This is a genomic window from Candidatus Enterococcus willemsii, from assembly GCF_009933335.1.
Classification (GTDB): Bacteria; Bacillota; Bacilli; order Lactobacillales; family Enterococcaceae; genus Enterococcus_F; species Enterococcus_F willemsii.
Window position 1 is genome coordinate 97,047 of sequence record NZ_MAEL01000044.1, and the last position, 26,637, is coordinate 123,683.

At 37.2% G+C, this 26,637-nt stretch carries 23 protein-coding genes and 1 other RNA gene; 5 read left to right on the plus strand and 19 right to left on the minus strand.

Going from position 1 to position 26,637, the window contains the following annotated elements; translation table 11 throughout:
• Positions 1-64: 64 nt before the first annotated feature.
• A complete protein-coding gene (locus BAU17_RS08870) occupies positions 65-1,252 on the plus strand; it encodes a toxic anion resistance protein (protein WP_161902458.1) in 1,188 nt (395 codons plus the stop codon).
• 52 nt (positions 1,253-1,304) lie between these two features.
• Here BAU17_RS08870 and BAU17_RS08875 read toward each other — a convergent pair whose 3' ends face one another.
• The 7 genes from BAU17_RS08875 to BAU17_RS08905 form a co-directional block, all read right to left on the minus strand.
• Positions 1,305-2,687, minus strand: coding sequence for an APC family permease (locus BAU17_RS08875; protein WP_161902459.1), 1,383 nt, complete (start codon positions 2,685-2,687; stop codon positions 1,305-1,307).
• Positions 2,688-2,708: 21 nt separating this feature from the next.
• Positions 2,709-3,572 (minus strand): GRP family sugar transporter, encoded by an 864-nt coding sequence (locus tag BAU17_RS08880; RefSeq protein ID WP_161902460.1) that lies wholly within the window; start codon positions 3,570-3,572, stop codon positions 2,709-2,711.
• A gap of 103 nt (positions 3,573-3,675) precedes the next feature.
• On the minus strand, positions 3,676-4,701 hold the full coding sequence (gene sapS / locus BAU17_RS08885) for a two-component system sensor histidine kinase SapS (protein ID WP_161902461.1): 1,026 nt from the start codon (positions 4,699-4,701) through the stop codon (positions 3,676-3,678).
• An 8-nt stretch (positions 4,702-4,709) separates the two neighbouring features.
• Complete coding sequence (sapR, locus tag BAU17_RS08890) at positions 4,710-5,384, minus strand: two-component system response regulator SapR (protein WP_161902462.1); 675 nt, start codon at positions 5,382-5,384, stop codon at positions 4,710-4,712.
• Between the two features lie 165 nt (positions 5,385-5,549).
• A complete protein-coding gene (locus BAU17_RS08895; protein WP_161902463.1) occupies positions 5,550-7,046 on the minus strand; it encodes a phosphohexomutase domain-containing protein in 1,497 nt (498 codons plus the stop codon).
• A 95-nt stretch (positions 7,047-7,141) separates the two neighbouring features.
• Positions 7,142-8,926, minus strand: coding sequence for an ABC transporter ATP-binding protein (locus BAU17_RS08900; protein ID WP_161902464.1), 1,785 nt, complete (start codon positions 8,924-8,926; stop codon positions 7,142-7,144).
• A complete protein-coding gene (locus tag BAU17_RS08905) occupies positions 8,913-10,670 on the minus strand; it encodes an ABC transporter ATP-binding protein (protein WP_161902465.1) in 1,758 nt (585 codons plus the stop codon). The genes BAU17_RS08900 and BAU17_RS08905 overlap by 14 nt, the downstream gene beginning before the upstream one ends.
• Positions 10,671-10,823: 153 nt before the next feature.
• On the opposite strand from BAU17_RS08905, the gene BAU17_RS08910 reads away from it, so the two are divergent.
• Positions 10,824-11,660, plus strand: coding sequence for a helix-turn-helix transcriptional regulator (locus BAU17_RS08910; protein ID WP_161902466.1), 837 nt, complete (start codon positions 10,824-10,826; stop codon positions 11,658-11,660).
• A gap of 53 nt (positions 11,661-11,713) precedes the next feature.
• Here the strand turns inward: BAU17_RS08910 and BAU17_RS08915 are convergent, their stop codons facing one another.
• The 10 genes from BAU17_RS08915 to BAU17_RS08960 all read right to left on the minus strand — a co-directional run bounded on the left by BAU17_RS08915 (position 11,714) and on the right by BAU17_RS08960 (position 21,957).
• Entirely contained in the window at positions 11,714-12,205 is a 492-nt protein-coding gene (locus BAU17_RS08915; protein WP_161902467.1) for a methylated-DNA--[protein]-cysteine S-methyltransferase, read from the minus strand.
• A 94-nt stretch (positions 12,206-12,299) separates the two neighbouring features.
• A complete protein-coding gene (locus tag BAU17_RS08920; RefSeq protein ID WP_161902468.1) occupies positions 12,300-13,796 on the minus strand; it encodes a PASTA domain-containing protein in 1,497 nt (498 codons plus the stop codon).
• Positions 13,789-14,463, minus strand: a complete 675-nt coding sequence (locus BAU17_RS08925) for an ABC transporter ATP-binding protein (RefSeq protein ID WP_161902469.1) — start codon at positions 14,461-14,463, stop codon at positions 13,789-13,791. The genes BAU17_RS08920 and BAU17_RS08925 overlap by 8 nt, the downstream gene beginning before the upstream one ends.
• A gap of 24 nt (positions 14,464-14,487) precedes the next feature.
• On the minus strand, positions 14,488-15,981 hold the full coding sequence (locus BAU17_RS08930) for an ABC transporter permease (RefSeq protein ID WP_161902470.1): 1,494 nt from the start codon (positions 15,979-15,981) through the stop codon (positions 14,488-14,490).
• 339 nt (positions 15,982-16,320) lie between these two features.
• Positions 16,321-16,761, minus strand: a complete 441-nt coding sequence (gene dtd, locus BAU17_RS08935; protein ID WP_161902471.1) for a D-aminoacyl-tRNA deacylase — start codon at positions 16,759-16,761, stop codon at positions 16,321-16,323.
• Positions 16,762-16,763: 2 nt separating this feature from the next.
• Positions 16,764-18,977, minus strand: a complete 2,214-nt coding sequence (locus tag BAU17_RS08940) for a RelA/SpoT family protein (RefSeq protein WP_161902472.1) — start codon at positions 18,975-18,977, stop codon at positions 16,764-16,766.
• Between the two features lie 144 nt (positions 18,978-19,121).
• Positions 19,122-19,883: a 16S rRNA (uracil(1498)-N(3))-methyltransferase gene (locus tag BAU17_RS08945; RefSeq protein ID WP_161902473.1), complete on the minus strand. Its 762-nt coding sequence runs from the start codon at positions 19,881-19,883 to the stop codon at positions 19,122-19,124.
• Position 19,884: 1 nt separating this feature from the next.
• Positions 19,885-20,832, minus strand: coding sequence for a 50S ribosomal protein L11 methyltransferase (gene prmA / locus BAU17_RS08950; protein ID WP_161902474.1), 948 nt, complete (start codon positions 20,830-20,832; stop codon positions 19,885-19,887).
• Between the two features lie 12 nt (positions 20,833-20,844).
• Positions 20,845-21,318 carry a DUF3013 family protein gene (locus BAU17_RS08955; protein WP_161902475.1) on the minus strand — a complete coding sequence of 158 codons (474 nt, stop codon included), beginning with the start codon at positions 21,316-21,318 and terminating at the stop codon, positions 20,845-20,847.
• A gap of 15 nt (positions 21,319-21,333) precedes the next feature.
• Entirely contained in the window at positions 21,334-21,957 is a 624-nt protein-coding gene (locus BAU17_RS08960) for a DNA-3-methyladenine glycosylase (RefSeq protein WP_161902476.1), read from the minus strand.
• Positions 21,958-22,076: 119 nt separating this feature from the next.
• On the opposite strand from BAU17_RS08960, the gene BAU17_RS08965 reads away from it, so the two are divergent.
• Both BAU17_RS08965 and ssrS read left to right on the plus strand, forming a co-directional pair.
• Positions 22,077-23,354 (plus strand): replication-associated recombination protein A, encoded by a 1,278-nt coding sequence (locus tag BAU17_RS08965; protein WP_161902483.1) that lies wholly within the window; start codon positions 22,077-22,079, stop codon positions 23,352-23,354.
• 65 nt (positions 23,355-23,419) lie between these two features.
• A non-coding RNA gene (gene ssrS, locus BAU17_RS08970) (6S RNA) lies at positions 23,420-23,615 on the plus strand.
• Between the two features lie 99 nt (positions 23,616-23,714).
• On the opposite strand, the gene BAU17_RS08975 is transcribed toward ssrS, so the two are convergent.
• Both BAU17_RS08975 and BAU17_RS08980 read right to left on the minus strand, forming a co-directional pair.
• Complete coding sequence (locus BAU17_RS08975) at positions 23,715-25,010, minus strand: PTS sugar transporter subunit IIC (RefSeq protein ID WP_161902477.1); 1,296 nt, start codon at positions 25,008-25,010, stop codon at positions 23,715-23,717.
• Between the two features lie 25 nt (positions 25,011-25,035).
• Positions 25,036-25,338: a hypothetical protein gene (locus BAU17_RS08980; RefSeq protein WP_161902478.1), complete on the minus strand. Its 303-nt coding sequence runs from the start codon at positions 25,336-25,338 to the stop codon at positions 25,036-25,038.
• Between the two features lie 398 nt (positions 25,339-25,736).
• Between BAU17_RS08980 and BAU17_RS08985 the strand changes: the two genes are divergently transcribed.
• Positions 25,737-26,606 carry a MurR/RpiR family transcriptional regulator gene (locus BAU17_RS08985; protein WP_161902479.1) on the plus strand — a complete coding sequence of 290 codons (870 nt, stop codon included), beginning with the start codon at positions 25,737-25,739 and terminating at the stop codon, positions 26,604-26,606.
• Positions 26,607-26,637 lie beyond the last annotated feature (31 nt).

The window sequence follows — 26,637 nt, forward strand, 5'->3', positions numbered from 1 at the left end:
CTTCTTTTATCTCACTTCTGACTATACAGACATGATTTTGTTCATTAAAAGGAGGACATTTTACATGACAGACACACCAAAACAAACGACTGATACATTAGAAGATTTATTAAGTGATCCATTTGCTCCCAATTTAGATTCATTAACTGTTACACAACAACAAGAAATTTCAGAACTGCATACACAAAAACAAGCACCACGTCTGATTGACCAACTTCCTGAAGGACGTCAACAACAAGCCAAAGAATTGGCAGCTAAAATTGATGTAACCGACCAGCAAGCAGTCATTACATATGGTGCTGCAGCACAAACAAAACTTAGTGACTTTTCACAGTCTATGTTGTCCCACGTGCAAGCAGCGGATGTTGGTCCCGTCGGTGATTCACTAACTGAGTTGATGTATCGTCTACAAGAAGCCAATCCTGATGATTTACGTGCTGGTGAAGGTAGTATTTTTAAACGTATGTTTGGTAAAGTCAAGCAATCCATTTATGAAGTCACTGCAAAATACCAAAAAATTGGCGCACAAATTGATAAAGTTGCCGTAAAACTGAACAAAGAAAAAGATGGCTTATTAAAAGATAATCTGATGCTTGAACAATTATATACCAAAAACAAAGACTATTTCGATGCCCTAAACATTTATATTGCAGCTGGTGAACTTAAAATGGAAGAATTACAAACCAAAATTATTCCAGAAGCGTTAGAAAAAGCTCGCCAAACTGGTGATCAAATGGACGTTCAAATCGCCAATGATTATTCACAATTTTTGGATCGTTTAGATAAACGAACACACGATTTACGTCTGGCTCGCCAAATTACGATTCAGCAAGCACCACAAATTCGTTTAATCCAAAATACCAACCAAGCGTTGGCAGAAAAAATCCATGCATCAATTAACACAGCAATTCCATTATGGAAAAACCAAGTTGTGATCGCTTTGACCTTACTTCGTCAAAAAGAAGCAGCAACTGCACAACGTCAAGTATCAGAAACGACCAACGACTTGTTGCGCAAAAATTCAGAAATGTTGAAAGTATCTGCAATTGAAACTGCTCGTGAAAATGAACGTGGTATTGTAGACATCGAAACACTACAAAAAACCCAAAACGACTTACTTGAAACAATCCAAGAAACCTTGCGTATCCAACAAGAAGGGAAAGAAAAACGTCGTAATGCTGAATTAGAACTAGGTGTCATGGAAGAAGATTTGAAACAACGTTTACTAGAAATTACTGGTAACCATAACTAAGACGAATTGAACAAAAAAGTATGCCCTCTTATTAATGAGAGAGCATACTTTTTTATTTTGTTTCTTCATTCAAATGGCTATGTTTATACCCATAAGCAAAATATATGATTAAGCCTAGAACAATCGTAATCGCAAAAACAATCCATGTGACGGCTTTTAAGCGAGTCATTAAGAATAAACAAGCGATAACCGATACGATTGGTAGGAATGGTACAAAAGGCATACTAAATTCATTTGGCTTAGGTGTACCCATTTTTTTGCGCAAACGTAAGATACCTAGCGACATCATGATTAAACAAGACAACGCTGTGATATTGGTCAATTCAGCTAAAATTGTCAATGGAAAAGCTGATGCAAAAAACAAAGCAACACCACCTGCTACATATGTCGCATTTTTCGGGGTATGATGTTTAGGATCCACTTTTCGTAATATGCTTGGTAATAACCCATCTTTACTAATGGAATACACGAGTCTTGCTAGTGAATATAACATGGAAATTGTCACGGTAAGTAACGTCAAAATAGCCCCTACAGAAATAATCGAACCAATCACACCTTTATCAACATAACGCATGGCAAAAGCAACGGGATCACTCACGCCTAATTGTTCGAATGGTACCATCCCTGTTAAAATCATTGTCACAACAATATATAAAACTGTTGCAATGAAGATTGACAAGATAATCCCACGTGGCACATCTTTTTGAGGATTTTCAACTTCTTCAGCAGCTAACGAAATCGCATCAAACCCTAAGAATGCAAAAAAGACTAACGCCGCACCATCAAAAATCCCTTTTGCACCAAAAGGCATAAAAGGTTGCCAATTACTTGGTTTTACAAAAAAGACGCCAACAATAATAAATAATAAAATAATACCAAATTTTACCCATACCATCGCATTGTTTAATTGTAAAGCTTTTTTAGCTTCCTGCGTCACCCAAAGTGTAATAAATACCATGACTAAGGCAGCAATAATATCAATATACGTACCTGCTTTCGGATTGTATCCAGCAGTCAAAGCAACTGGTAAATGAATACCTAGACTACCTAGAAAACCTTGCAGATAACCTGACCATCCCGATGCAACCGATGAAACAGCTAGCATATATTCACAGATTAAAAACCAGCCAGCAAACCAAGCACTCAATTCACCAAATACAACATACATATACCCATACGGTCCGCCAGAAATCGGCACACGTGAAGCAAATTCAGCAAAACATAAACCGCTCAAAATAATTACTAACGCTGCAACAACAAAAGATACACTCAATGCAGGACCTGCATATTGAGCCGATGCTTGACCAGTCACCACAAAAATTCCTGTTCCGATACACGCACCAATGCCCAACATAATCAAATCTTTTAATTTTAATTCTCGCTTTAGATAACTAATAGACTGGTTATCTATTCCTTTTTTCCTAAATATCTTCATTTTTCCTCCGATCAATGTCTTTTACATTGATTTCAAATATCCTAATAAAATACCACCTAAAATAACAAATAAGCACCCAAAAATCACACGACGTAATTCTTTTTTCGTTTTATGCTCACCTAAAATAAAAATGCCGCCTAATGTCGAGATAATAATCCCCATTTGTGATAATGAAAAACCAATTGCTAAACCAATTTGTTGCACGGTTAATAACATGCAGACATTTCCGATTCCCCATAATAAACCAGATGCCATATTTTTCCAGACATATTGATCCACTTTAACTTTGCGAAAGGCCATCATACTTGCGCCAATCATCATCCCAATACTCTGTGGTAAGATAATCGTTAGCGGATCTAATTTGGCCCAAGTGATAATAATCGTATATAGTCCATATCCAACTGTTGAAATAAGCAAGGCACGAAATCCTTTACCAAAATCAAATGTTTTTTGATTAGTTGATGCTTTTTCTGGATCTTGGTAGGCTGTCAAATAAGCTCCCATCACTAGAAAGACTAACGCTAGACCTCCAAAAAGAAAATCACGTGTTTGTGTCCATTCATGAAAAAGAATAGCACCTGCTACCGTATTTAAAAATAATTGCATCCCCGTAGACATCGGTAATCCTACCGAAACCCCCAGTGATTTCATCCCATGAAATTGACCATTCTGACCAACTGTCCAAAATAGACCAGATAATAAACCAATCAAGCTACCCCAAAGTGTAAGTGACGGTTGCACGACCAAAAAGAGCACACACGAAAATAAAAAGGCACCAATCGTCATTCCTAATGTTTGTTGATTCGCATCGCCACCAATTTTTCCACTCACTAAGCCGATACTACCCCATGCAAGCATTGGTATAAGTGCAATTAAAACTGTCATTTCCTATAACCTCTATTCTATTCATTCTAAAAAAAATACTCGTTTAGTCTACCAATGAATAGCGATTTCTAACAAGTAAAAACTTAGAAAGATGAGAGAACTCTTATCGTTCCTCTTCATAATAACTCAACATTGGGAAGAATAATGTCATGGTCGTTCCCTGACCGACTTTTGATTTGACAGATAATTGGACACCTAATTGACTTGCCAAATTTTTTGCCAAATATAAGCCGAGACCTGTTGAATGGACTTCTGCATTCCGACCATTTTTGCCAGTAAAGCCCTTATCAAAGATTCGGCGCAAGTCTTCTTTCGGAATGCCAATCCCGCTATCGGTTAATCTTAGTTGAATTCCTTGGCGTTTCTTAATCATTTGAATGGTGATTGTTCCATTGACCGGTGTATATTTAATCGCATTGCTCAATAATTGGCGGAAAATGAAACTAATCCACTTACCATCCGTGAGGACTTGTTGATCATCACCTTCCACCGTAAAATGAATGTTTTTTTGGATAAAATAATTCGCTTGGCTACGTAGAACAGGTTGGATCAATTGTTTCAACGACGTCTCACGAATCAAATAATCCTTAGTAAAACTATCTAATCGTGCGACATATAACACTTGATCAACATATTCATCAATCCGTAACAATTCATTTTCTAATGCAACATATTTTGCATCGTCTAAGTCAAATTCAACTGAACGTAATAAGAGTTGGGTAGCAGCTAAAGGCACTTTGATTTCATGCACCCAAGAATCGATATAGTCCTTTTGTTCTTCTTGGTTTGTTACGACTTGCTGCATATTTTCTTGATGCTCACGAATCACTTGATTGATAAATGCCTGATATAATTTCTCCTCTTCCGTACGTGCAGACGTTAAATACTTCTGTAGAACACTGTCCCCTTCTTTATAGGTTAGCTCATGCCACCATCGACGTCTCGATAAATAGTGGATTGTTAAGATAATACCTAAAATAACTGCCTGCATTAATACGAGATAACCTAACGTGCCGATACTCAAAGTCACATCAGGTGTTAACCAAATAACAAAAGCTGTCAATACAACAAATAAAAACCAGCCGATGAATACCCACCATTGATCTTTTAAATATTTCCAAATAGTCATTTTTCACCTCACGGAACTAAATAGCCCTGACCAACTTTTGTCTCAATATACCCTTTTACGCCGGCTTGCTCAATTTTTCTGCGCAAGCGATTAATATTAACGGTTAAGGTGTTATCATCTACAAAGCGTTCATCATCCCAAAGTGCGCGTAATAACTTTTCACGACTTAAAATTTTGCCATGATTTTTCATCAGAATATATAATAGACGGTATTCGTTTTTGCTTAAGTCAATCGTTTCTCCTTTAACATCAACACTGCCGTTATCCACATTCAACACTAAATCATTGTGAGAAATTGTCTCACTATTATTTTCTACATAATTATATGAGCGACGTAATAACGCATTGATTTTTGCTACCAATACATCTAATTCAAAAGGTTTGGTAATAAAATCATCTGCTCCCATATTCATCGCCATAATCATATCCATATTCGTATTACGGCTTGAAATAAAAATAATCGGGACTTTTGAAATTTCACGAATTTTTTGGCACCAATAATAACCATCAAATACTGGTAAGTTAATATCCAATAAAATTAACTGCGGTTCTTGTGTTTCAAAATCTAATAATACTTGATGAAAATCACTTGTTCCGAATGTCTCAAACTGCCATTTTTCAAGTTCTTCCATAATTAATTGACGAATAACTACTTCATCTTCTACAACCATGATTTTTGCCATTTGGATTCCTCCTCATCTCCTCTTTACTTTACCAAAAAATCCTTCGTTAGACCAATTATACTTGGAAAAATAGCAAAGATTTTCTTCCATAAACAATCGAAAGAAAATGAAGTGGTTAGTAAAAAAAGACAGCATTCCCATTGAACGCTGTCTTTGTTATTTGAGTTATGCAAGTAAGGCCACTAATTTTTCTTGGTTGACATCAGGATAGGCGTTCAGGAATCGATGAATTTCGTGTAAGACTTGCGGAATAATGCCTGATTCATCATTTTCAACCTGTAAAACAAGTAAAGGCTCATGCAAACTCATGCGTAGCAAGAACCAACCCGAACCGAAGTCTTCACCTAATCTAAAACGAATCCCTTCATCGTTTTCAGGGTCAATGGTCCAACCTGCAACTTGAATGTTTGCAATATCCGCAATGACTTGTTCACCTAATGGGCGATAATCTGCACGTTCTAATTTAAAGCGCACTTCTTGGGTTTCAGCTGGTTGTTTCAAATCAGCAATTAACGATTCAAGCGTTTGCCCTTCTTTTTGTAATTGTGGCAGTAACATTAAAATTTTAGCAATGACATATGCCCCGTCGTCTAAGAAATAATTTTCTTTAAAGGCGGCATGTCCACTGGTTTCAATCGCTAACTGACAATCGATGCCCGCTTCATTTAGCTGAATCGCTTTATTAATCACATTACGATAGCCAGAAATATAGCGCACTTGTTTGCCACCTAACGTTTCAATAAACACTTTCAAATGATCGGTCGTTGGAGAATTAGTAACAATACTGGTCCCAGGGTTTTCACGCAACACAATTTTACTCAGAACGGCAATTAAATTGTTCCGATTTAATACGTCCCCTGTTTTTGTAACGACTGCTGAGCGATCAACATCGGTATCAAAAATCACACCTAAATCCGCTTTGTTTGCTAAAACGGCTTGTTGGATACTCGCCATCGCTTCTTTATTATCCGGATTGGGAATATGGTTGGGAAAATGACCGTCTGGCTCTAAAAACTGAGAACCTTCCGTATTCGCGCCTAGTGGTTGCAGAACTTTTTCTGCAAAGAACCCACCTGCACCATTCCCTGCATCGACAATAATTTTTAACCCTTTTAGTGGTTGTTCAGGTGTCCCTTCAATTCCTTGACGAATTTTTTGGACTAAATCAGCTGCATAAGGTGTTAAAATGTCCGCTTTTTTGACCGTTCCAATCGTCTCAGAAGCAACTTCCGCAGTATGTGTCAAAATAAATTGGATGTCTTCTTTTTCAGCACCACCACTTTGGCTAAAAATTTTCACACCATTAAAATAATACGGTAAGTGACTCGCAGTCAACATGACGCCTGCATCACAAGCAAATTCCTCAAACTGAGTACTCATGAACATTGCCGGTGTCGTTGCTAGTCCAAAATCAATAACCTGAACACCTTGATTCACAAGAGCTGTGACCAATGCTTCTTTTAATTTAGCGCCACTTAAACGACTATCTTGACCAATCCCAATTGTCAATGGTTGAATCGTTTGCTTTTGTAATAACCAATGAATGAGACCAGAAGCAATCTTTTCCATCGCTACAGGTGTTAAATTAGCTGTTTCCTCCTCTGTATCCAGTGCAATTCCTCGAATGTCAGAACCATTTTGTAAATGTGTGAATGTTGTCATTGCATGTCCCCCTTTTTTATTTATAGCTATTATATCAATAAAAAATAGAGAAAACACCTCTTTTTAGTATTTTTTACTAAAAAGAGGTGTCTGCTTTACGCATTCACTTGAATTAAATCATATTGCGACTGATACAAATGATGATAGAACCCTTTTTCTTTCATTAATTCCTCATGGGTACCTGCTTCAGCAATTTTACCACCTTGTACGTAGAAAATTTGTGAACTGTTCTTAATCGTTGATAAGCGATGGGCAATAATAAAGGATGTCCGTCCTTTCAACAATTGTTGGAGTCCCGCTTGCAGCAATTCTTCGGTTTTGGTATCGATACTTGATGTTGCTTCATCTAAAATAAGAATTTTAGGATCGGCTAATAAGGCTCTTGCAAAAGAAATCAATTGGCGTTGACCCGCAGAAAGAGTACTTCCTCGTTCTTCAACCACGGTATGGTACCCATCTTTTAGGTCCTTAATAAATTCGTGTGCACGTACCAACTTTGCGGCTGCAATAATTTCTTCTTCTGTCGCATCTAATTTACCATAACGAATATTTTCTAAAATTGTTCCACTAAAGACAAAAGTATCTTGTAGCATGACGCCCATTTGAGTACGCAATGACTCCAAAGTTACGTCACGCACATCATAACCATCTACTTTTACAGCCCCTTCATTCACATCGTAAAAACGACTTAGCAAATTGATAATTGTTGTTTTTCCAGCACCCGTTGGACCAACTAACGCAATGGTTTGACCTGGAGTGATATGGAAACTCACATCATTTAAAATATTTTTCCCTTCTTCATATCGGAAGGTCACATGTTCAAAATCAACCGTGCCTTTAATTGGTGGCAACTGCTTGGCTGATGGAGAATCTTGAATATCTGGCACTTCATCCAATGTTTCAAAAATCCGTTCCAAATACGCTGTAGCAGTGATGAGCGAGTTGTAAAAATTCCCAATATTAATCACTGGATTCCAAAAATTGTTGATGTAGCCAATAAAAGCAATCAACGTACCAGTTGAAACCTCCACGCCAATTTGACGAATGCCAACAAAATAAATCAAGCAAGTTGTTAATACTGATATATTTTGAACCCCCGGCCATAATAGAAATTGTACACGAACAGCTTTCATCCAAGACATTCGGTATTCTTCACTGACTTCGTTGAAAATTTCATAATTTCGTTGTTCACGAGCAAAGGATTGGGTAACTTTAATTCCCGCAATACTTTCATGAATATAGGCATTTAAGTTCGATTGTTTGTTGCTTAATACTTGGTATGCCTTGCGCTGTTTATTTTTAATGACGATAACCATTACCAATAAAAGTGGCAACAAGAGCAAACTATACAACGTAAGTTTGACATCAATAAAGAACATAAAGCCTAGCGTAATAATGACACTAAAAATATCGGAAATTAAATTAATTAACCCATTACTCAATAAATCACTTAACGTGTTGATATAATTCACCACGCGTATCAAAATTTTGCCATGTGGACGATTATCAAAATATGAAAACGGCAAGCGTTGCAAATGTTCAAAAATAGCATAACGCATATCTTTTAGAATATCTTGGCCAATTTCTGTAATTGCTAAAATGCGATAACGCATACACCATGCAATAAATAGGAGTGATAATAGGAAGACAACACCTAAAATTCCCAATAACTGAATATTTTTTTGTGGAATAATCGTATCAATTGCAATCTTGGTAAAATATGGACCAAGCATCGTCGCAATATTTGTTAAAATAATAATTAATAATACTTTAAAAATAGGCTGTTTGTAGGGGCGCACATAGCTACCCAAACGTCTGTAATGGGACCAATTAAACTCTTGTGTTAATTCTTCATCAACGTTTGATTTATTTCGTGCCATCTTGGTCCACCTCCCCATTGACAAGTCCTAATTGTTTTTGATAAATCTCGTAGTAGACACCTTTCTTAGCAACTAATTCTGCATGCGTTCCTGATTCAACAACGTGCCCTTTTTCCATCATTAAAATCAAATCAGCTTCACGTACCGATGAAATGCGATGGGCAATAATGAAGGTGGTTTTCTTCTCTGTTAAGGTTGTGAGTTCTTTTTGGATTTTTGATTCGGTTTCCATATCAACTGCTGAAGTCGTATCATCTAAGATTAAGATTGCTGGATCTTTTGCTAATGCTCTTGCTAAAGAAATACGTTGCTTTTGACCACCAGACAATCCCACACCTCGTTCTCCAATAATCGTTTCATACCCGTCTGGCATTCTAGTAATAAAGGCATGCGCATCAGCAATTTCAGCCACACGTTGAATATACTCAACATTCATATACGGATTGGCAAATGCAATATTTTCCTCAATCGTGTCCGAGAATAAAAAGACGTCTTGCATCACCATGGCAATATTTTCTCGCAGTTGACGAACAGGGTATTCTTTTGCATCTTTGCCGTCAATCAACACACGACCTTGTGTCGGATCATAAAAACGTGCGACAAGATTCACTAATGTGGTCTTTCCAGAACCTGTTTCGCCTAAAATACCAATCGTTTGCCCCGGATGAATATCAAAAGAGACATCTGTTAACACATTCGTATCGACATCATCGGAAAAATGAAAAGAAACATGTTCAAATGTGACATTACCAGCAATAGCGATACGTTCTTCCTTAGAAGCAACGGCAATTTTTGCTTGCGTTCCTTGCATTTGACGAATTTTAACGCATGAAGCCGAAAAACGTTGGACATCATTAATCAACCAACCACTCATCCGCAAGGGTTGATTCAACATCCATAAGAAACCATTAAACGCAATTAAATTCCCAAGTGTCATATCGCCTTTAATAACAAACCAACCACCTAAAATCAATGTCGTTAAGTTTAAACTTCCTGCCAGCATGTCTAACCATGGCAAATATTTCGCCGATATTTTCGCCGACTGCATGTTCTTTTCCTTATAATCTTCATTGAATTTATCAAATTTCTCAATCTCATAGTTTTCCCGTGCAAAGGCTTTAACTACACGATTGCCACCAATATTTTCTTCAACCATTGAATTTAACCTTGAAAAACTTTCACGAATATCAAAAAATACAGGGTGAGCTTCTTTTGACATTCGCATCGTCAAAAGATAGATAATCGGCGTAATAACAACTAACGCCAACATCAATGGGAAATGAATCGTTGACATCATAATAATTGCTGCTAAAAACCATAACACACATTCGATAATATTATAAGAAACCCATGACACAAAATGACGAATCGCATCAGTATCTCCTGTCATTCGCGCCATAATATCACCAACGCGAGTATGATTAAAAAAATCAAAGTCTAACTCTTGAAGCTTCACATACATATCTTTGCGTAATTCAAATAACACATTCTGTCCTGTTCGTTCAAACATCATCTGATACGTATAACGAATCGTCGTCCGAAAAACCGTAATACCAATCATTATCCCTAATAATGGCAATAACATGTCGACTTTCCCTTGGTCGATCACTTGATCAACTAAGCGACCAGTAAGCACTGGATTGACGACAATTAAAATGGAATTAATAAGAACAAAGAGAATCGCTAGAATGATGTGTATTTTATACACTTTTGCATAACGCCAAATCCATTGAAAATTATTCATAAATCTCCCTCCTTACGTACTATGATACCGTTAACTTTTTCAATGAGAATGGAATATTTTAGTAACAAAGATGGAGATTTTTAGCTTTTTTTGTAAGCTTTTACATTTTTTTGAGGTATAATAAAAAAGACATAAAATAAAGAGAGGTCCCTTATGATTGGTTCACAGCTCCAACAATTCAACCCAACCATCTATTACGCATTTGATGCTTGGAATCACGCGGATAACAAAAATGCAATTCATGAGCATGATTTTTTTGAGATTTCAATTCTATTGGAAGGGGAAGCTCATTATTGTATTAATCATCTTTGGCAAACTATTCATAGCGGCGAATTGATGCTTTTTAATCCACATGTCCAACACGGTGAAGAACAGCTTCCAAATACCTCATCTCATCAATTACATATAGGTCTTGGAGACTTTCAACTTGAAGGATGCAAACGTAACTTTCTGCCATTAGCGCAACCTTTATTCATTCAACAACCCTACCAAGCAAAAATTCTGGATTGTGCTTGGCAATTGGTCAATGAATTTAACCACTCAAATGGGCAATTTAATTTAATTTGCAAAGGTTTAATCTTAGAAATGCTTGGCTTTATTTTAGATAGTCTGGATACTGAACAAGCAACTGAAAATAATCAGACTAAAAACAGTCGACTAGCACAAGTTGTTCCTCTAATTATGACCTACATGGACAACAACTATGCGCAAGATATCACGATTGAACAATTGGCAACTGCTCATTTCATTAGTCCGACGTACCTCTCACGGATTTTCAAAGAAGTTACAGGTATTTCACCGATTAGTTATTTAATCCAAGTACGTTTAGAACGTGCTTCTGAATTATTAGCCAATGAGACTTATACAATCAAAGAAATTGCAAAAACTGTCGGTTATGAAGATGCCTATCATTTTAGTAAATCATTTAAAAAGCAATACGGCATATCCCCTTCTCAAGCACGCAAAAAGAACGGTAATTTCTTTCACTAGCTCCAATTAACTGGAGTGAGAAAAAATTATCGTTCTTTGTTGTTAAGATATACTTAATAAGCATGTCCTTCGATTGCTAGTAAGCGTCTTTTCAATGGAAGTCCTCCACGAAATCCAGTTAAAGAACCATCTTTTCCTAGCACGCGATGGCAAGGAACGATGACTAATAAAGGGTTACGGCCAACCGCATTGGCTACTGCTCGAACAGCTGTCGGCCGTCCTATCTTTTCAGCTAAACTAGAATAAGTAGTGGTTGTCCCATAAGGAACTTTCCGTAACTCTGTCCAAACTTGCTTTTGAAAATCCGTGCCAATCAAATCTAGCGGAAAATCAAAGGTAGTTGTCTCACCAGTAAAATATTCGACAACCGAATCAACATACGGAGCAATTCGTTGTTTATCTTGAATAAATGCAGCATCTTTAAAATAAAATACCAATTCGTCTTCCTTTGAGTAAAGGTCAAAATATGCTAAACCTTTATCGGTTGCCACAAAGCGATAGGTTTCCCCATTGCGTTCGACAATATCTGTGTATAAGGTATTCATCATTCCACTCCTTTTTTATTTTCACTATACACGATAATTAACCGAAAAAGTATCACCAAGACATATAATTTGTCTCAGTGATACTTTATGAACATTAATACGGTTGTGGCATCTCCTGCTCGCTTTCAGATGTTTCCCTACCAGTTAGTCCATCATCTGACTCGGATTCCGGTTCTGATTGCACAGGTAATGTTGGTGTTGTAGGTTTTAAGTTGCCTAAGCTAATACCAATTGAAATCGTCGTTTCCAATGGTAGGAATTGACCATACTGACTCATTTCAACTACAGTACCTTTTGGTTGTTCAGAATCAACATAGTAGACTTGATAATTGATATAAGCACCTTTTGATTGGTATTCATCAAAGAAAAGTTTTGGTAAGTCGCCTTCTTGGGTCGAACCACGTAAATCTTTTATATATGGTTGTCCAAGAGAATAGACAATTTCGACTGGTGGAATCGTGTCACCTTCCCCATATTCTTTGCCCGCTTCTTCTGACTGACTAATGAATTGGCCATAACTCACATCTGACGTGTACACATTTTTTAGAACCACAGGAATTTTCGCTTCAATATTTGCTGCTTCTTCCATCGTGTATTTTGAATAGTCAGGAACGGTAATAGCTTTACCTTTTGATATATGGACAACAAATTCATCTTGTTTTGCAATTTTTTCGCCTTTAGCGGTTTCTTGTGAAATAACCTCATCGACTTTAATTTCAGAAGAAAAATCATCCACACGTTTTAGTTTGACCTCATTTTTCTTCGTCCATTCGGTTACATCAGCAATAGTCTTCCCTTTAAAATCTGGCACTTCAATATTTTTTTCGAAGGTTTCTTTTCCTTTAGAATAATAAACACTCAAACGATCTTTACGTTTATAATCCTCTAACTTCAGTTCTTTATTCGCAACTTCTTGCTTGATAAACTTGCCAGCTTCAATGCTCTCATCAAAAGATTCAATTAATGAGATATTTTCAGCTTTGTTTTCATCAATCCAAGCTGTTGCTTCTTTTTTACTTAATTTTGAAAAATCTGGCAAAGTTAGTTGTTCTTCAGGATCTGCACCTAAACTACCCACAATATTGAGTGTTTTGCCCTTTTTAATTTTCTTATCTGGTTTGACCGCTTGGGAAATGACTTTATTTACGTCCATATCAAAATCATATTTTTGCTCAACCTTGATGGCTACACCTTCTTCAGTCCCCCATGAGCGAACTTCTGAAACATCCTTGTTGACAAAATCTGGTACCTTTACGTGTGTTAACTGATAATACGTAAAGAATAAAATCAGTGCTAAGAGTGCTGCACCAGTACCGATAAATAAGTATTTTTTTCGTTGACGTTTTTTATAGGTCGGATCAAATTCTGTTTCTTCTGTTTGAAAGCGACTAACAGGGGCTTCTTTTTTTGCACGACGAGAGACAGGTGCCTCCTCTACTTTTTCTGTCTCTTCAATTACAGGTTCTTCGACAGCTGGTTCGGGAGCAGCGGATTCCTCTAGTTCTTCTGCGGGAATCGCTTTTTTTTCGGATGGTTCTTTTTTTTGCCCATCATAATTATTCTTCGTAAAGTTAGATAAAAAATCACTCATAAGGCTGTAACACACCTTTTCTCAAATACAATACTTCGTCAGCTTGTTGGGCAATTTCATTTGAGTGAGTAACCACGATTACACATTTATTGTGAGTATGCGCCAATTCTTTGAAGATGTCCACAATTTCTTGTTCCATCCCTTCATCAAGATTTCCTGTTGGCTCATCAGCTAAAATAATATCCACATTGGTTGCTAAGGCACGAGCAATCGCCACACGCTGTTGTTCTCCACCAGATAATTGATTTACTAAACGATCTGCTTTATCACGGGTAATTCCAATATAATCCAGCAAATTATATGCCACTTCACGATGATTATCTGGTAATTGATTGTCGGTAATCGACATTGGTACTAAGACATTCTCCACTGCTGTTAAATACGGAATTAAATTATAACTTTGGAAAATAATACTAATATCATTCCGACGATATTTTTCATAACCCAGTGTTTTAATATCTTTGCCTTCCAATAAGACAGAACCTTTTTTAGGTGAATCTAAGGCACTGATTAATGACAGAAACGTTGTCTTTCCAGAACCTGATTGGCCCAGAATTGAATAGAAAGTTCCTTTTTCAAAAGTAACGGACGTATCTTTTAAAATATAACGACGCTGGTCACCATCTTGATAGTAATAATCAACATTTTTTGTTTCTAATAAAACCATGAATTTTTCCCTCCTTATGCTGTGTTACATCATAATTTTTTTCGGATTTAAACGTAGAATATATAGCAATGGTAAAATCGCTGATAATAGAACTGTACCTAAACCTAGCAATAGATAGCTAATTACGTAGCCTAGAGAGAAAGTAACTTTGTAAGCTGATTGAATGTCTTCATATGAAATATTAGAAGGCATCATTCCCATGCCGTACATCATCATATTATCTCCAGTATTGTTTAGCCAATCCGTTTGTAATAAAGAATTTGAAACTGCGCCACCTAATAAATTCCCTGTCACTAAAGAAAGTAACAAAGCAATCAAACTAGTTGCTAATAATTCAACGACAATTTGCCCGATAATTTCCCCACGACTTTCGCCTAATGACAAGTAAATACCTAATTCATATTTGCGGTCACGCAAGAATAATAAAACAACTAACGAGATAATTAAAAGTGTTGCTAACGCTGCAATAATCACGACATATTTTGAAATTGTCCCTAGTTTTTTCATACCACCAGCAATTTGTTCGTATTCATCCACAGAAGCACGGACTGTATAATACTCATTTGATAACAAAGCGTTGGCTTCTTCACGGAAAGCTTCGACATCATCAACTGTCTTTAAGACAAACGTTGCTTGGTAATATTCATCTTCGATTTCACTTGTTTCTACTTGATAAATTTTTTCAGCAGTTTGTTTATTTAGTTCTCGCATTAATTTATTTGGTCCATAAATTGTATTGATTTGATCCATCGCCATCCAATCGGCCTCACTTGTTCCACCTTCTGAATCTTTAGATTTCGATTCTTCTTTTTTAGCTACTGTAAAGATTCCTGAAACTTTTACAGGAAAATCAAATGTAGCAATAGTCGGTGCAGCTGCTTCTTCCTCGTCTGCTGGTGCCGATTCATTGTAGACTTCGCCAGAAACATCTAAAACAAGTTGGTCTCCGACAGATAAGTTATTTGCTTCAGCAACTTCTTTACTGATTAATACGACATTATTGCCATCTGCTATATCTTTATCAGTAAAGGTTTCACCTTCCACTAACTTGATAATTCCTTCTTCTAAATCAACAACTTGACTACGGTTCACACCTTTACCGTTAAAGTTATATTTCACGCCTCCACCATAAGAAACGCCACCATCTTCTGGCATATAAGATTTAATCTTATTTGTACCAAAATAGGCCGGCACTGAATAATCAAAATACTTTACATATGGTAAAGCCCCAATAGCATCATATTCTTTAGTCGTTGGTGATTTCAGTAAAGTTTGATAATCCTCCTCACTTAAATCAGGATTCTTATTCATATATTTTTCCCATTTTTGATAATCCATCTCGACTGTTGCACGTGCGCCCATTTGTTTCTTTGTTTCTTGCTCGACATTTTTAGTTGATTGTTCAATCGCTACAGCTCCCGCAATAACATTTCCTAAAATAAAAATAACTAGAAATAAAATAAATGACCGCCCTTTTCTCCTCGTTACACTTTTTAATGCTCGTTGCCAAAAATTCATTCCCTTCTTCCTCCCTATTCATTTTTTATTATTATTTCATAATTGTTACAAGCATACAATCTTTTTCCTAATGCTCCTACTACTTCTAACCATTTTCATTTGCAACAAAAGTGAACATCTCTTGAAAAAGCCTATGTTAACAAGTATTTCTTGTTAAAAAAAACGGAAGTCGTTCACAAAATACGGAACTAACAGTTTTGTAAGGTTTCTGTAACATTGATTTGTGCTTGTCTCTTCAGTATAACTTGAAAAGGGAACCAAAAACTATTTTTAGCGTGAACGTTGTCTTTTTGTACTTGAACGCTAAAAAACGTTTGCCGCAAAGCGACAAACGTTTTTTCATTCTCTCGTATCTAAAATAATGGTGACAGGTCCATCATTGACTAAACCAACTTTCATATCTGCACCAAACTGACCAGTCACAACTGGTACTTGTGCTTGTAATTGTTGGTTAAACGCATCATAAAGCGGAATTGCTTGTTCTGGCCGAGCCGCTTTAATGAAACTTGGGCGATTGCCCTTTTTAGTCTCTGCATATAAAGTAAATTGAGAAATACTCAAGATACTCCCTGACACATCCAAAATACTCTGATTCATTTTACCTACTTCATCTTCAAACACACGTAATTTGGTAATTTTTTTGACGAGGTATGCAACATCTTCTAGTGTGTCTTCTGCATGAATGCCTAATAAAATCATAAATCCTTGGCTAATTTCACCAACGATTTGTCCGTCGATTTTAACATTTGCTTCACTGACACGCTGTACAACTGCTCGCATAACTATCCTTTCACCCGATGTACACTGTAGACATCAGGGATTTGTTTAATTTTATCAATAATTGTTTGTAGATGTGACAAATTCTGAATAGACACCGTCAAACGGATGGTTGCTTGTTTATCATTGTTTGAACGTGCTTCCACGCCGACAATCCGTTTTGATTGCGAGCTGACCACTTGCAAGACATCATTTAATAAACCTGAGCGGTCAAAACCATGAATTTCGACATCTGCATCGTATTCTTTTTTCGAATTTGTCGTATCTTCCCATTCCACCTCAATCAGACGATTCTCTGTTTCAGAAGAATTATTGACGTTCGGACAATCGGTACGGTGAATCGAAATACCGCGCCCTTTGGTAATATAGCCAACAATTTCATCCCCAGGAACTGGGTTACAACAACGACTGATTCGAATCAACAAGTTTTGGACCCCTTGAATGACAATTCCGCCTTCATGACGAATCTTCATTTTCTCCGGCTCTTTTTTCGGAGGTTGATTAATCATGTCTTGGACGCGTTGTTTTTCTTTTTCTAATTGTTGTTCGCGACGTTCTTCTTCAGTTAGACGATTGGCAACGGTCGTCGGGCTAACTTCCCCGTAACCAACTGCTGCAAACAAATCTTCTTCAGTTAAATAATTAAAGCGTTGCAACGCTTCTTGCATTTTGGCTTTCGCTAACATTTCTTTTGGTACAAAGCCCATTTCTTGCAGACATTTGACAACTGCTTCATGACCTTTTTCGATATTGCTGTCACGGTCTTGCGTTTTCAAGAAACGTTTAATCTTATTTTTGGCTTTGCTAGTCGCAACCAGTTTCAACCAGTCACGACTTGGGCCAGAAGAATTTGGTGATGTTAAAATTTCAACGATATCGCCATTTTTCAATTTATAATCTAGTTGCACCATTTTGCCATTAATCTTGGCACCGACTGTTTTCTTACCAACATCGGTATGCACATTAAAGGCAAAATCAAGTGGTCCTGAACCTTTTGGCAATTCGGATACATCGCCTTTAGGTGTGAAGACGTAAACTTTATCACTGAAGATATCACCTTTTACGCCTTCCATGAAATCAGATGCATCAAAGCTTTCATCTTGTAATTCTAATAGTTCCTTGAACCAACCAACTTGTTGCGTCATCGCATCTGGTTGAATTTTATCAGTTAATCCTTCTTTATACGCCCAATGTGCAGCAACCCCAAATTCAGCAATTTCATGCATTTCATGCGTACGAATTTGGATTTCAACCGGATTTCCTTTCGGTCCAATCACAGTTGTATGGATCGATTGATACATATTTTCTTTTGGCATCGCAATATAATCTTTAAAGCGTCCTGGCATTGGTTTCCATTTGGTATGGATTGCACCCAAGACAGCATAACAATCTTTGATTGAATCAACAATTACCCGAATTGCCAATAAGTCATAGATTTCATCGAATTGTTTTTTCTTATCCACCATTTTGCGATAAATTGAATAGATATGTTTTGGTCGGCCATAAATTTCCGCAAAAATCTCTAGTTCTTCTGTTGCAATACGAATTTCTTCAACTGTTTCGGACACATAAGATTCACGTTCTTCACGTTTAGTTTGCATCAAATGGACAATGCGATAATATTGTTTGGGATTCAAATAGCGTAATGAACGATCTTCTAATTCCCATTTAATCCGACTAATACCTAATCGATGTGCTAACGGCGCATAAATTTCAATCGTTTCTTGCGCAATTCGTCGTTGTTTATCTTCACGCAAATGATTCAAGGTGCGCATATTGTGCAAACGGTCGGCTAATTTCACCATAATAACGCGCAAATCTTGTGCCATCGCGATCAACATTTTACGATGATTTTCTGCTAATTGTTCTTCATGTGATTTGTATTCGATTTTACCTAATTTTGTCACGCCATCCACTAGCATTGCCACATCTGGACCAAATTCATTGGTTAAATCTTGTAGAGTTACATCCGTATCTTCCACTACGTCATGCAAAAAACCAGTTGCAATCGTATGCGGATCCATATGTAATTCTGCTAAAATCCCAGCCACTTGAATAGGATGGATAATATAGGGTTCTCCCGATTTACGAAATTGACCGTCATGGGCATTTGTGGCATAATCCAATGCTTTTTGTACAAATGCAACATGTTCCTCACTCATATAATAAGAAACTAGTTTAACAACGCTTGCCCCAGTCATAATACTTTCTTTTGCCATGTTGGGAACCTCCTTTGAGAAAAAAGGTCTGGACAGTCGCCCAGACTTTTCAACTTTCTGTTTAAGATGAATGGTATCACTCACTAGATAGCGTTGTGACACCCCTCATTAATGTATTTATTATACCGATTTTTACGTTTTTTTTCAATTGCTCACCTTTAGTAATTCTAGCTGATAACTTGCAGCGCTTAATAAATAAAATGGTGCTGTTTCAGTTCGTAAAATTCGCGGACCTAAGCCACAAGGTTGTCCACCTGCTGCCATAAATTGCTCTACTTCTGCTGGTGTTAATCCACCTTCTGGACCAAAAATTGCTAATATTCGACTCCCTGCTTTTACTGTTTGTAAAATTTGGGCTAGTTGTGAGACTTCCCCTTGTTTAGCAGACTCTTCATACGCAATCACAATCATATCAAATTGTGTTAATTGCTGGATAAATGTTTTTTCAGAATCTAGTAATGCCACGGTTGGGGTTACTTGACGATGGGATTGTTCTGCAGCTTCTTGGGCGATTTTTTCTAAACGTTGTTGTTTCTTCGCTAGTTTTTTCCCATCCCATTTGACCACAGATGTTTTTGCTGGAAAGCCGATGAAACCAGCTGCACCTAATTCTGTCCCTTTTTGAACGATCAGATCTAATTTATCGCCTTTCGGATAGCCGCTAGCAATCGTAATTGCGACAGGTAATTCTTTTTCCTGCTGTTCTTTTTCTTTTTCAACTAAGCAGACAGCTGATTCTGTAATGCCACTGATTTCTGCGACAATGGAAACTTGGTTAGCAAAAACCAAATACACTTGATTTCCTGGGGTCATGCGCATCACACGAACCATGTGATGATAGGGTTCACCGACCACCTCATATTGCTCTTTAGCTGTGTAATCTTCTTCCAAAAAATATCGTTGCATCTTACTCGTCCTCTGGTTTCTTCAACATGATTGCGTACCAATCTTTTTGTTGGAAAATTTGATCGACTTCAAATCCTTGCTCTTCCATGGCATCAATCACGAGTTGTTTTTTATCTTCAATAATCCCTGAAACAATCAGCGTACCCGTTTTCTTTAATAAACGCCATGCATCGGGAATCATCCACAAGATGATATCTGCTAAAATATTTGCCACAATAATATCAGCTTCAATATCAATATTTTTTAATAAATCATTGGCGCTTACTTTGACATCTTTAGCTACTTCATTCAAATCCATATTTTCTTGCGCCGCACGTACAGCGACTTCATCTAAGTCAAAGGCATGAACATCTGTTGCGCCTAAGTATTTACTGGCAATACTTAACACACCGGAACCAGTTCCGACATCTAAGACTGTTTCTCCACCATGTAAAGCAACTTCTAACGCTTGTAATGTCAAACGAGTCGTTGGATGGGTTCCGGTTCCAAATGCCATACCAGGGTCAAGAGTAATAATTTTTTCATCTGCATGTTGTGGTGTGTATTCTTCCCAACTAGGCACAATCGTTAAATAACGTGAAATACGAACAGGATGATAGTATTTTTTCCAAGCTGTTGCCCAGTTTTCCTCTGCTACTTCACTAACGGTGACTTCATTTTTGCCGATTGCTAGTCCAAAATCAGGTAATTTTGCAATGTGTTCTTGAATCCAAGGAAGAATCTCAGGTAAGAAAATTGTTTCAGGAAAATACGCTGCCACGTAAGCACCTTCCGTTAAACTCGTAATCGTTTCTTTATCTAAAATTTCACCATACGCATCACTTTGGAAATTTTCGATATCTAACGAGTCTTCAATCGCGACGCCGCTTGCGCCTGCTTCCATTAAAATATTGGCTACTGCTTCGACTGCTTCACTGGCAGTTTCGACTTTTACTTCATTCCATTTCATCTTGTTTGCTCCTTAATAACTTGGGTAAGGCAAATAACCTTTGTCCTCATATTTTGCGATAGCTTCTGCTAACTCGTCTTCTGAAAACTGCAATTCAAATAATTCAGCTTCTTCATCTGTCAAAAAGTCTAACAAATCACTTTGTCCTTGGTCCAATATATCTTTTAAGTAATCTATTAATCCATCAAGAACATTTTTGGCAATCCCTTTTCCTTCGAAAGGAATTACTGCTAAATAGTCTTCTTCATTAAATCTTGATTTTTTCGGATTGTATAGTAAAATTCTGTCTTCAAATTCAATGATTTCTTCTTCAGATTCTACACCATCTGCATCATCAATTGTTGCACCTTCTGTGTTTTCAGCAAATAAGCGAATCACTAATTCAATCGTATGGTTGCGTGTATCCCAATCAATTGCTACGTCGTACTCATTCATTTTTTTCGTTAATTGTTTGTCTAAATAAGTTAAAATTGTTTCTTTTGCCATCGTTTTTCCTTCTTTCTAATTAAGCCAACCAAAGTCAGCATCGATCTCTTTTTGACGAATATTGGTAATATACGGGTTACCGGCAGCCACAAAACGCAGTGGTTTCTCTGTCCATTCACCTTTATTCGGAATACCAATTCGTGGTAATAAGTCAATTTTTTTAGGGGTTCGCTTTTTCTCTGGGACAAGGTGCAATTGACTTGAGAAAATCGATTGGCCATACAACTCTTTGGTAATTCCCAAAGCGGCAACTAATTTTCCTGGTCCGTTCGATACATCTTTCCCTGTGCGACCGCGATTTTGCTCCATTATGTGAAGTCCTTCAACAGGCTCTAATCCGCGAATCATTACTCCTTGAGGCATCCCTTCTGGCTGAGTCACCATATTTAAAATCAAGTGTGTATGCATCGTGTATAAATAAATGGTGCCAGGTTTTTGATACATCGCTTGTAAACGTGGCGTATTGCGCATACCATAACTATGCGCAGCTTGATCGTCGGGACCTAAGTATGCTTCACAATCGACGATATAACCACCCAAGGTTCCTGCAGGTGTTTCATGTTCTAAATACATACCCACAAGGTAGCGGGCAATTTCAATCGTTGATTTTGTCTCAAAAATTTGTTTTGCTTCTTCCATTTTTATCACCTATTGTCATCATACACAATTCTTTCTTCCCATGCTATCCTTATTACTTCATTCTTTTGAATTCCGCTGTGTTATACTAAAGAAAGATTATTCGAGAAAGGATGTTGATGATGCAACAACCACTTGCTTATCGTATGCGACCACGAAATTTGGATGAAGTCGTTGGGCAACAACATCTCGTCGGTGAAGGAAAAATTATTCGCCGAATGGTGGATGCTAAAATGTTATCTTCGATGATTTTATATGGTCCGCCGGGTACTGGAAAAACAAGTATCGCCAGCGCCATTGCTGGATCGACGCGCTATGCTTTCCGAACACTAAATGCCGCTACCGATACAAAAAAAGACTTACAAATTGTCGCCGAAGAAGCTCGCATGAGCGGCACAGTTATTTTATTATTAGATGAAGTTCATCGTTTAGATAAGACCAAACAAGATTTCTTACTGCCTCATTTAGAAAGTGGCAAAATTATTATGATTGGCGCCACGACTGAAAATCCCTACATTACGATTAATCCAGCGATTCGCAGTCGGACACAAATTTTTGAAGTCCTGCCTTTACAAGAGACCGATATTTTACAAGCCGTCTCTCATGCGTTGACCGATGAAGAACGAGGATTAGGAACTTTCCCAGTAGTGTTGGATGATGATGCCAAATTACATCTTTCAAGAGCGACCAATGGTGATTTGCGCAGTGCCTTAAATGGCTTAGAACTCGCCACCAAATCAACACCAGAAGTCAATGGACAGATTCATCTCACCTTATCGGTCATTGAAGAATGCGTGCAACGAAAAGCACTCACTCATGACAAAAATGGCGATGCACATTACGATGTGATTTCAGCTTTACAAAAATCAATTCGTGGTAGTGATGTGGATGCTGCGCTCCATTATTTGGGACGCTTAGTTGAAGCCGGTGATTTAGCCATCATTTGTCGTCGCCTGTTAGTTATCGGCTATGAAGATATTGGTCTTGCCAATCCTAATGCTGCTTCACGAACCGTGAATGCTGTTTTAGCAGCGGAACGACTAGGTCTACCTGAAGCACGTATTCCTTTAGCTCAAGTTGTCGTTGATTTGTGTTTATCACCTAAATCAAATAGTGCTTATTCTGCATTAGATGAAGCTATTGCAGACATTCGTCAAGGTAAGGCTGGCGATGTACCGAGCCATTTACGCGATAGTCATTATAAAGGGGCTGCTGAATTAAATCGTGGAGTGGGTTATCAATATCCACATAACTTTGAAGAAGCTTGGGTCAATCAACAGTATTTGCCAGACAAGCTCAAACATACGCATTATTATCAACCAAAAGCTACTGGAAAATATGAGCAAGCGCTAGGCATGCGATACAAGCAATTAAATGAATGGAAGAAAACAAAAAAATAAAGAACGCTTACATTTCCAAGGAGTCTCTATTGAAACTTTCTAATCCATGTGCTACTATAGAGATGGGAAATCTGTGATGTACGAGTTATCCTTACTTAGTGTTGACCGAACATTTTTATTGATATCTTGGGATCTGTCCGGTGTTATAGTTGGTAACAAGCCTTGTCATTTGGTAGTTCGTAAACTATAACCGTAGAACCCACCTGCTAGAATTTGCGGGATCAATACTCCTGGACGAAAAACGGCATCAACGGAGATTACCCATTTTTTTAAATGTTACCGACATCTTTTATTAGATGTCGGTTTTTTTGTATAATAAAAGCTACCTCGTCAATAATGATTTGACGAGGTAGCTTATTTTTATTTTTCAGTCATACCTTGCTCTTTTGCTAATTCATTTTTATCATAAATTTTAAAGAATGGATAGTAAATGACAACCGCTAACACAATTAACACAACATTTAAAACAGCTGCTCGCCAATCACCATTTGTAGCTAAAAATGCCCCAATCGGTCCTGGTAACGTCCATGGTGCCGTCACTGTCACTGCTGACACCAAACCTAATTTTGTCGCAAACCATGCAACGATGGCTAAAATCATCGGAGCGCCAATAAATGGAATCATTAATGTTGGATTTAAGACAATTGGTACCCCGAAAATAACTGGTTCATTAATGTTAAAAATAGCTGGGGCAATAATTGCTTTTCCTAATTTTGATCCATATTCAGATTTTGCACGAAAAGCTAGCAAAATAGCTAAGCCAATTGTTGCCCCTGAACCACCAATCCAAACAAACCATTGATAGAACGGTTCTGCGCCAATCGTTGGTAGTGCGTCTCCACTCGCTAAAGCAGACGAATTTTGTTCTAATAATTGCAGCCATAAAGGACGAGCAATTGAACCGACAATCGATACCCCGTGAATACCAAAGAACCAGAAAAATGTTGTCAAGAAAATTAAGAGTAAGACAGATGGTAACGTATCGGCTGCACTCACTAATGGACTAATCACTTTTCCAACAAAGGAATGCCAATCAAATCCTAAATAATACGTAATCGAACCAATCAATAACATCACAATTAATGTTGGTGTCAATGATTCAAACGAGCGAGCAACGGCTGGTGGCACTTGTTCAGGCATGGTAATTTTGAATTTCGATTTATCGGTAAAACGATAGACTTCGACAGCAATGATGGAAGTGACAATTCCAACAAACATACCGCCACCACCTAGATTTGCCATTGGTAACACAAAACCACTCACCCCTGCAAGCTCGACTGCTTCTTCAGGAATCGCAACTGGTACTAATGTTAACAGAAAAGAAATTGCTGCTAAAATCCCACCTGAAACTTGATCTAGTCCATAACTTTTAGCTAAACTAGCACCTATTCCAAAGGTTGCATACAATGCCATAATGTACATCGTCATGCGATAAGGCAACAAAATTGTTCCAGCATTTTCTTGTAAGAATTGCGTAACTCCCCAACTTGCTGGCAATGGCGGAAAGGCAATAATTAAAAAGAATGACCCCACAATAATTAAAGGTAATGCTGCAATAATTCCATCTCGAATCGCTCGTAAGTGTCGTTGGTTGGCGATTGTTGCCATCGGACCAGCTAAATACTTTTCGACCCATTGTGTAAACTTATCTAACATTTTTTTCCCTCTTTTCTTTTAATCGTTAAAATATAAATCCTTGCATCAACCAGACATAAGCGACAATTGTAAAGACGATTGTCGTTAGTCCCCATGCAATGAAAAAACGTTGGTTGTATCCTTGCTTTGTTTCAATACAATAATGACTATACACTAATGAAAAAGCGAAACTAACAGGTAAAACAAGTATCGTTGCCATTCGAAAGCTCATTCCTACTAGCGTCAAAACATAAGGAATAACGATGCCACCTATCACTAACGAAAATAAAACAAAAAAACTACTTTTAATAGATAATTTGGGTATACGTAATGCTTCATCTGATTTCATTTTCCTCCTCCTTTCAAATTATTTACACGTCAAGTATAGCGCTTACAAAATTTAATTTCAACATTTATATGAAAATACCTGAAATTAAATTTCGTAAAAGGAAATTTAAACCCTTATAAAGATTGTTAAATTGAAATTTTTTTCCTTGAATAGTACAATCAATAAAAACTACAAGTTATTTCATATTGATAAACAAAAACAGAATTGATTCTTTTTTATGGTGACAGTTATAATAGAGTAACAAACACTAAAACGAATCTATTTCTTACCTATAATGACTTACTGTTTCTCCACGAACCAATCACTTAATCCTTTATCTATCAATGTATCTTCTATAATGTGTATTCTTCCATCCTATTTAGAAAATAGGGCCCATGATTCAGAAATGAGGGAAAAAAATGCAAAAAAATCGTCCAATCCACCATCGTATCGAATTAATTTTAGATGATTTAAGCAAATCTGAGAGAAAGATTGCCATACTTGTTTTGGAACAAGCAGAATTGGTTTTATCGATGACTGTCAACGAGCTAGCAAATGCTTCTAATACTAGTCCTGCATCAGTTATTCGTTTCTGTAAATCCATTGGTATTGCAAGTTTCACTGATTTAAAGGTTAAATTATCGGCAGAATCCGTCCACCGAGAATTGCCTCCGACGACAGATATTTCAAGCAACACAAGTATTCCTGAAATCAAGCAACGCTTGCTTTCCAATGCTTACCAAGCTATGGATGAAACATTACAATTACTGAATGAAAGTCTTGTCCATCAAGCAACAAATCAAATCAAAGAAGCGTCCATCGTCTATATCTTTGGTATTGGCTCTTCTTTCCTAGTTGCTGAAAATTTTATTCAAAAATGGACGCGTATTGGAAAAACAGTACTATGTTTTTCAGATGTACACATCTTCATTACCAGTCTAAGCTCGGCCCCTGCAGATGCCTTATTCATTGGAATTTCTAATTCTGGAGAAACCAAAGAAATCATTTCTCTAATGCAAATTGCTAAAGAGCATGGTTTAAAAACACTGAGTTTTACTCAATTCGGTAACAACACATTAAGTAAACTTGCTGACTTTTCTATACAAACTGTTCATTCAAATGAGGCAAAATTACGAAGTGCCGCTACCAGTTCATTAATGGCACAATTCATTACTCTTGATTTATTATTTTACGCATATATTTTAGAAGGGTATGACGATAACATTGCACGTATTCAGCAATCTCGCCAAGATTTAGATATTTACAAACAAAAACGCACAAAAAAATAACCAGTTAAAAGTTAAACGAACATGAATATAT

What these genes read in the sequence shown, in the direction of transcription:
- BAU17_RS08870 (WP_161902458.1), top strand. Translation starts at nt 65, where the DNA reads ATGACAGACACACCAAAACAAACGACTGATACATTAGAAGATTTATTA.
- BAU17_RS08875 (WP_161902459.1), bottom strand. Translation starts at nt 2,687, where the DNA reads ATGAAGATATTTAGGAAAAAAGGAATAGATAACCAGTCTATTAGTTAT.
- BAU17_RS08880 (WP_161902460.1), bottom strand. Translation starts at nt 3,572, where the DNA reads ATGACAGTTTTAATTGCACTTATACCAATGCTTGCATGGGGTAGTATC.
- sapS (WP_161902461.1), bottom strand. Translation starts at nt 4,701, where the DNA reads ATGACTATTTGGAAATATTTAAAAGATCAATGGTGGGTATTCATCGGC.
- sapR (WP_161902462.1), bottom strand. Translation starts at nt 5,384, where the DNA reads ATGGCAAAAATCATGGTTGTAGAAGATGAAGTAGTTATTCGTCAATTA.
- BAU17_RS08895 (WP_161902463.1), bottom strand. Translation starts at nt 7,046, where the DNA reads ATGACAACATTCACACATTTACAAAATGGTTCTGACATTCGAGGAATT.
- BAU17_RS08900 (WP_161902464.1), bottom strand. Translation starts at nt 8,926, where the DNA reads ATGGCACGAAATAAATCAAACGTTGATGAAGAATTAACACAAGAGTTT.
- BAU17_RS08905 (WP_161902465.1), bottom strand. Translation starts at nt 10,670, where the DNA reads ATGAATAATTTTCAATGGATTTGGCGTTATGCAAAAGTGTATAAAATA.
- BAU17_RS08910 (WP_161902466.1), top strand. Translation starts at nt 10,824, where the DNA reads ATGATTGGTTCACAGCTCCAACAATTCAACCCAACCATCTATTACGCA.
- BAU17_RS08915 (WP_161902467.1), bottom strand. Translation starts at nt 12,205, where the DNA reads ATGAATACCTTATACACAGATATTGTCGAACGCAATGGGGAAACCTAT.
- BAU17_RS08920 (WP_161902468.1), bottom strand. Translation starts at nt 13,796, where the DNA reads ATGAGTGATTTTTTATCTAACTTTACGAAGAATAATTATGATGGGCAA.
- BAU17_RS08925 (WP_161902469.1), bottom strand. Translation starts at nt 14,463, where the DNA reads ATGGTTTTATTAGAAACAAAAAATGTTGATTATTACTATCAAGATGGT.
- BAU17_RS08930 (WP_161902470.1), bottom strand. Translation starts at nt 15,981, where the DNA reads ATGAATTTTTGGCAACGAGCATTAAAAAGTGTAACGAGGAGAAAAGGG.
- dtd (WP_161902471.1), bottom strand. Translation starts at nt 16,761, where the DNA reads ATGCGAGCAGTTGTACAGCGTGTCAGTGAAGCAAATGTTAAAATCGAC.
- BAU17_RS08940 (WP_161902472.1), bottom strand. Translation starts at nt 18,977, where the DNA reads ATGGCAAAAGAAAGTATTATGACTGGGGCAAGCGTTGTTAAACTAGTT.
- BAU17_RS08945 (WP_161902473.1), bottom strand. Translation starts at nt 19,883, where the DNA reads ATGCAACGATATTTTTTGGAAGAAGATTACACAGCTAAAGAGCAATAT.
- prmA (WP_161902474.1), bottom strand. Translation starts at nt 20,832, where the DNA reads ATGAAATGGAATGAAGTAAAAGTCGAAACTGCCAGTGAAGCAGTCGAA.
- BAU17_RS08955 (WP_161902475.1), bottom strand. Translation starts at nt 21,318, where the DNA reads ATGGCAAAAGAAACAATTTTAACTTATTTAGACAAACAATTAACGAAA.
- BAU17_RS08960 (WP_161902476.1), bottom strand. Translation starts at nt 21,957, where the DNA reads ATGGAAGAAGCAAAACAAATTTTTGAGACAAAATCAACGATTGAAATT.
- BAU17_RS08965 (WP_161902483.1), top strand. Translation starts at nt 22,077, where the DNA reads ATGCAACAACCACTTGCTTATCGTATGCGACCACGAAATTTGGATGAA.
- BAU17_RS08975 (WP_161902477.1), bottom strand. Translation starts at nt 25,010, where the DNA reads ATGTTAGATAAGTTTACACAATGGGTCGAAAAGTATTTAGCTGGTCCG.
- BAU17_RS08980 (WP_161902478.1), bottom strand. Translation starts at nt 25,338, where the DNA reads ATGAAATCAGATGAAGCATTACGTATACCCAAATTATCTATTAAAAGT.
- BAU17_RS08985 (WP_161902479.1), top strand. Translation starts at nt 25,737, where the DNA reads ATGCAAAAAAATCGTCCAATCCACCATCGTATCGAATTAATTTTAGAT.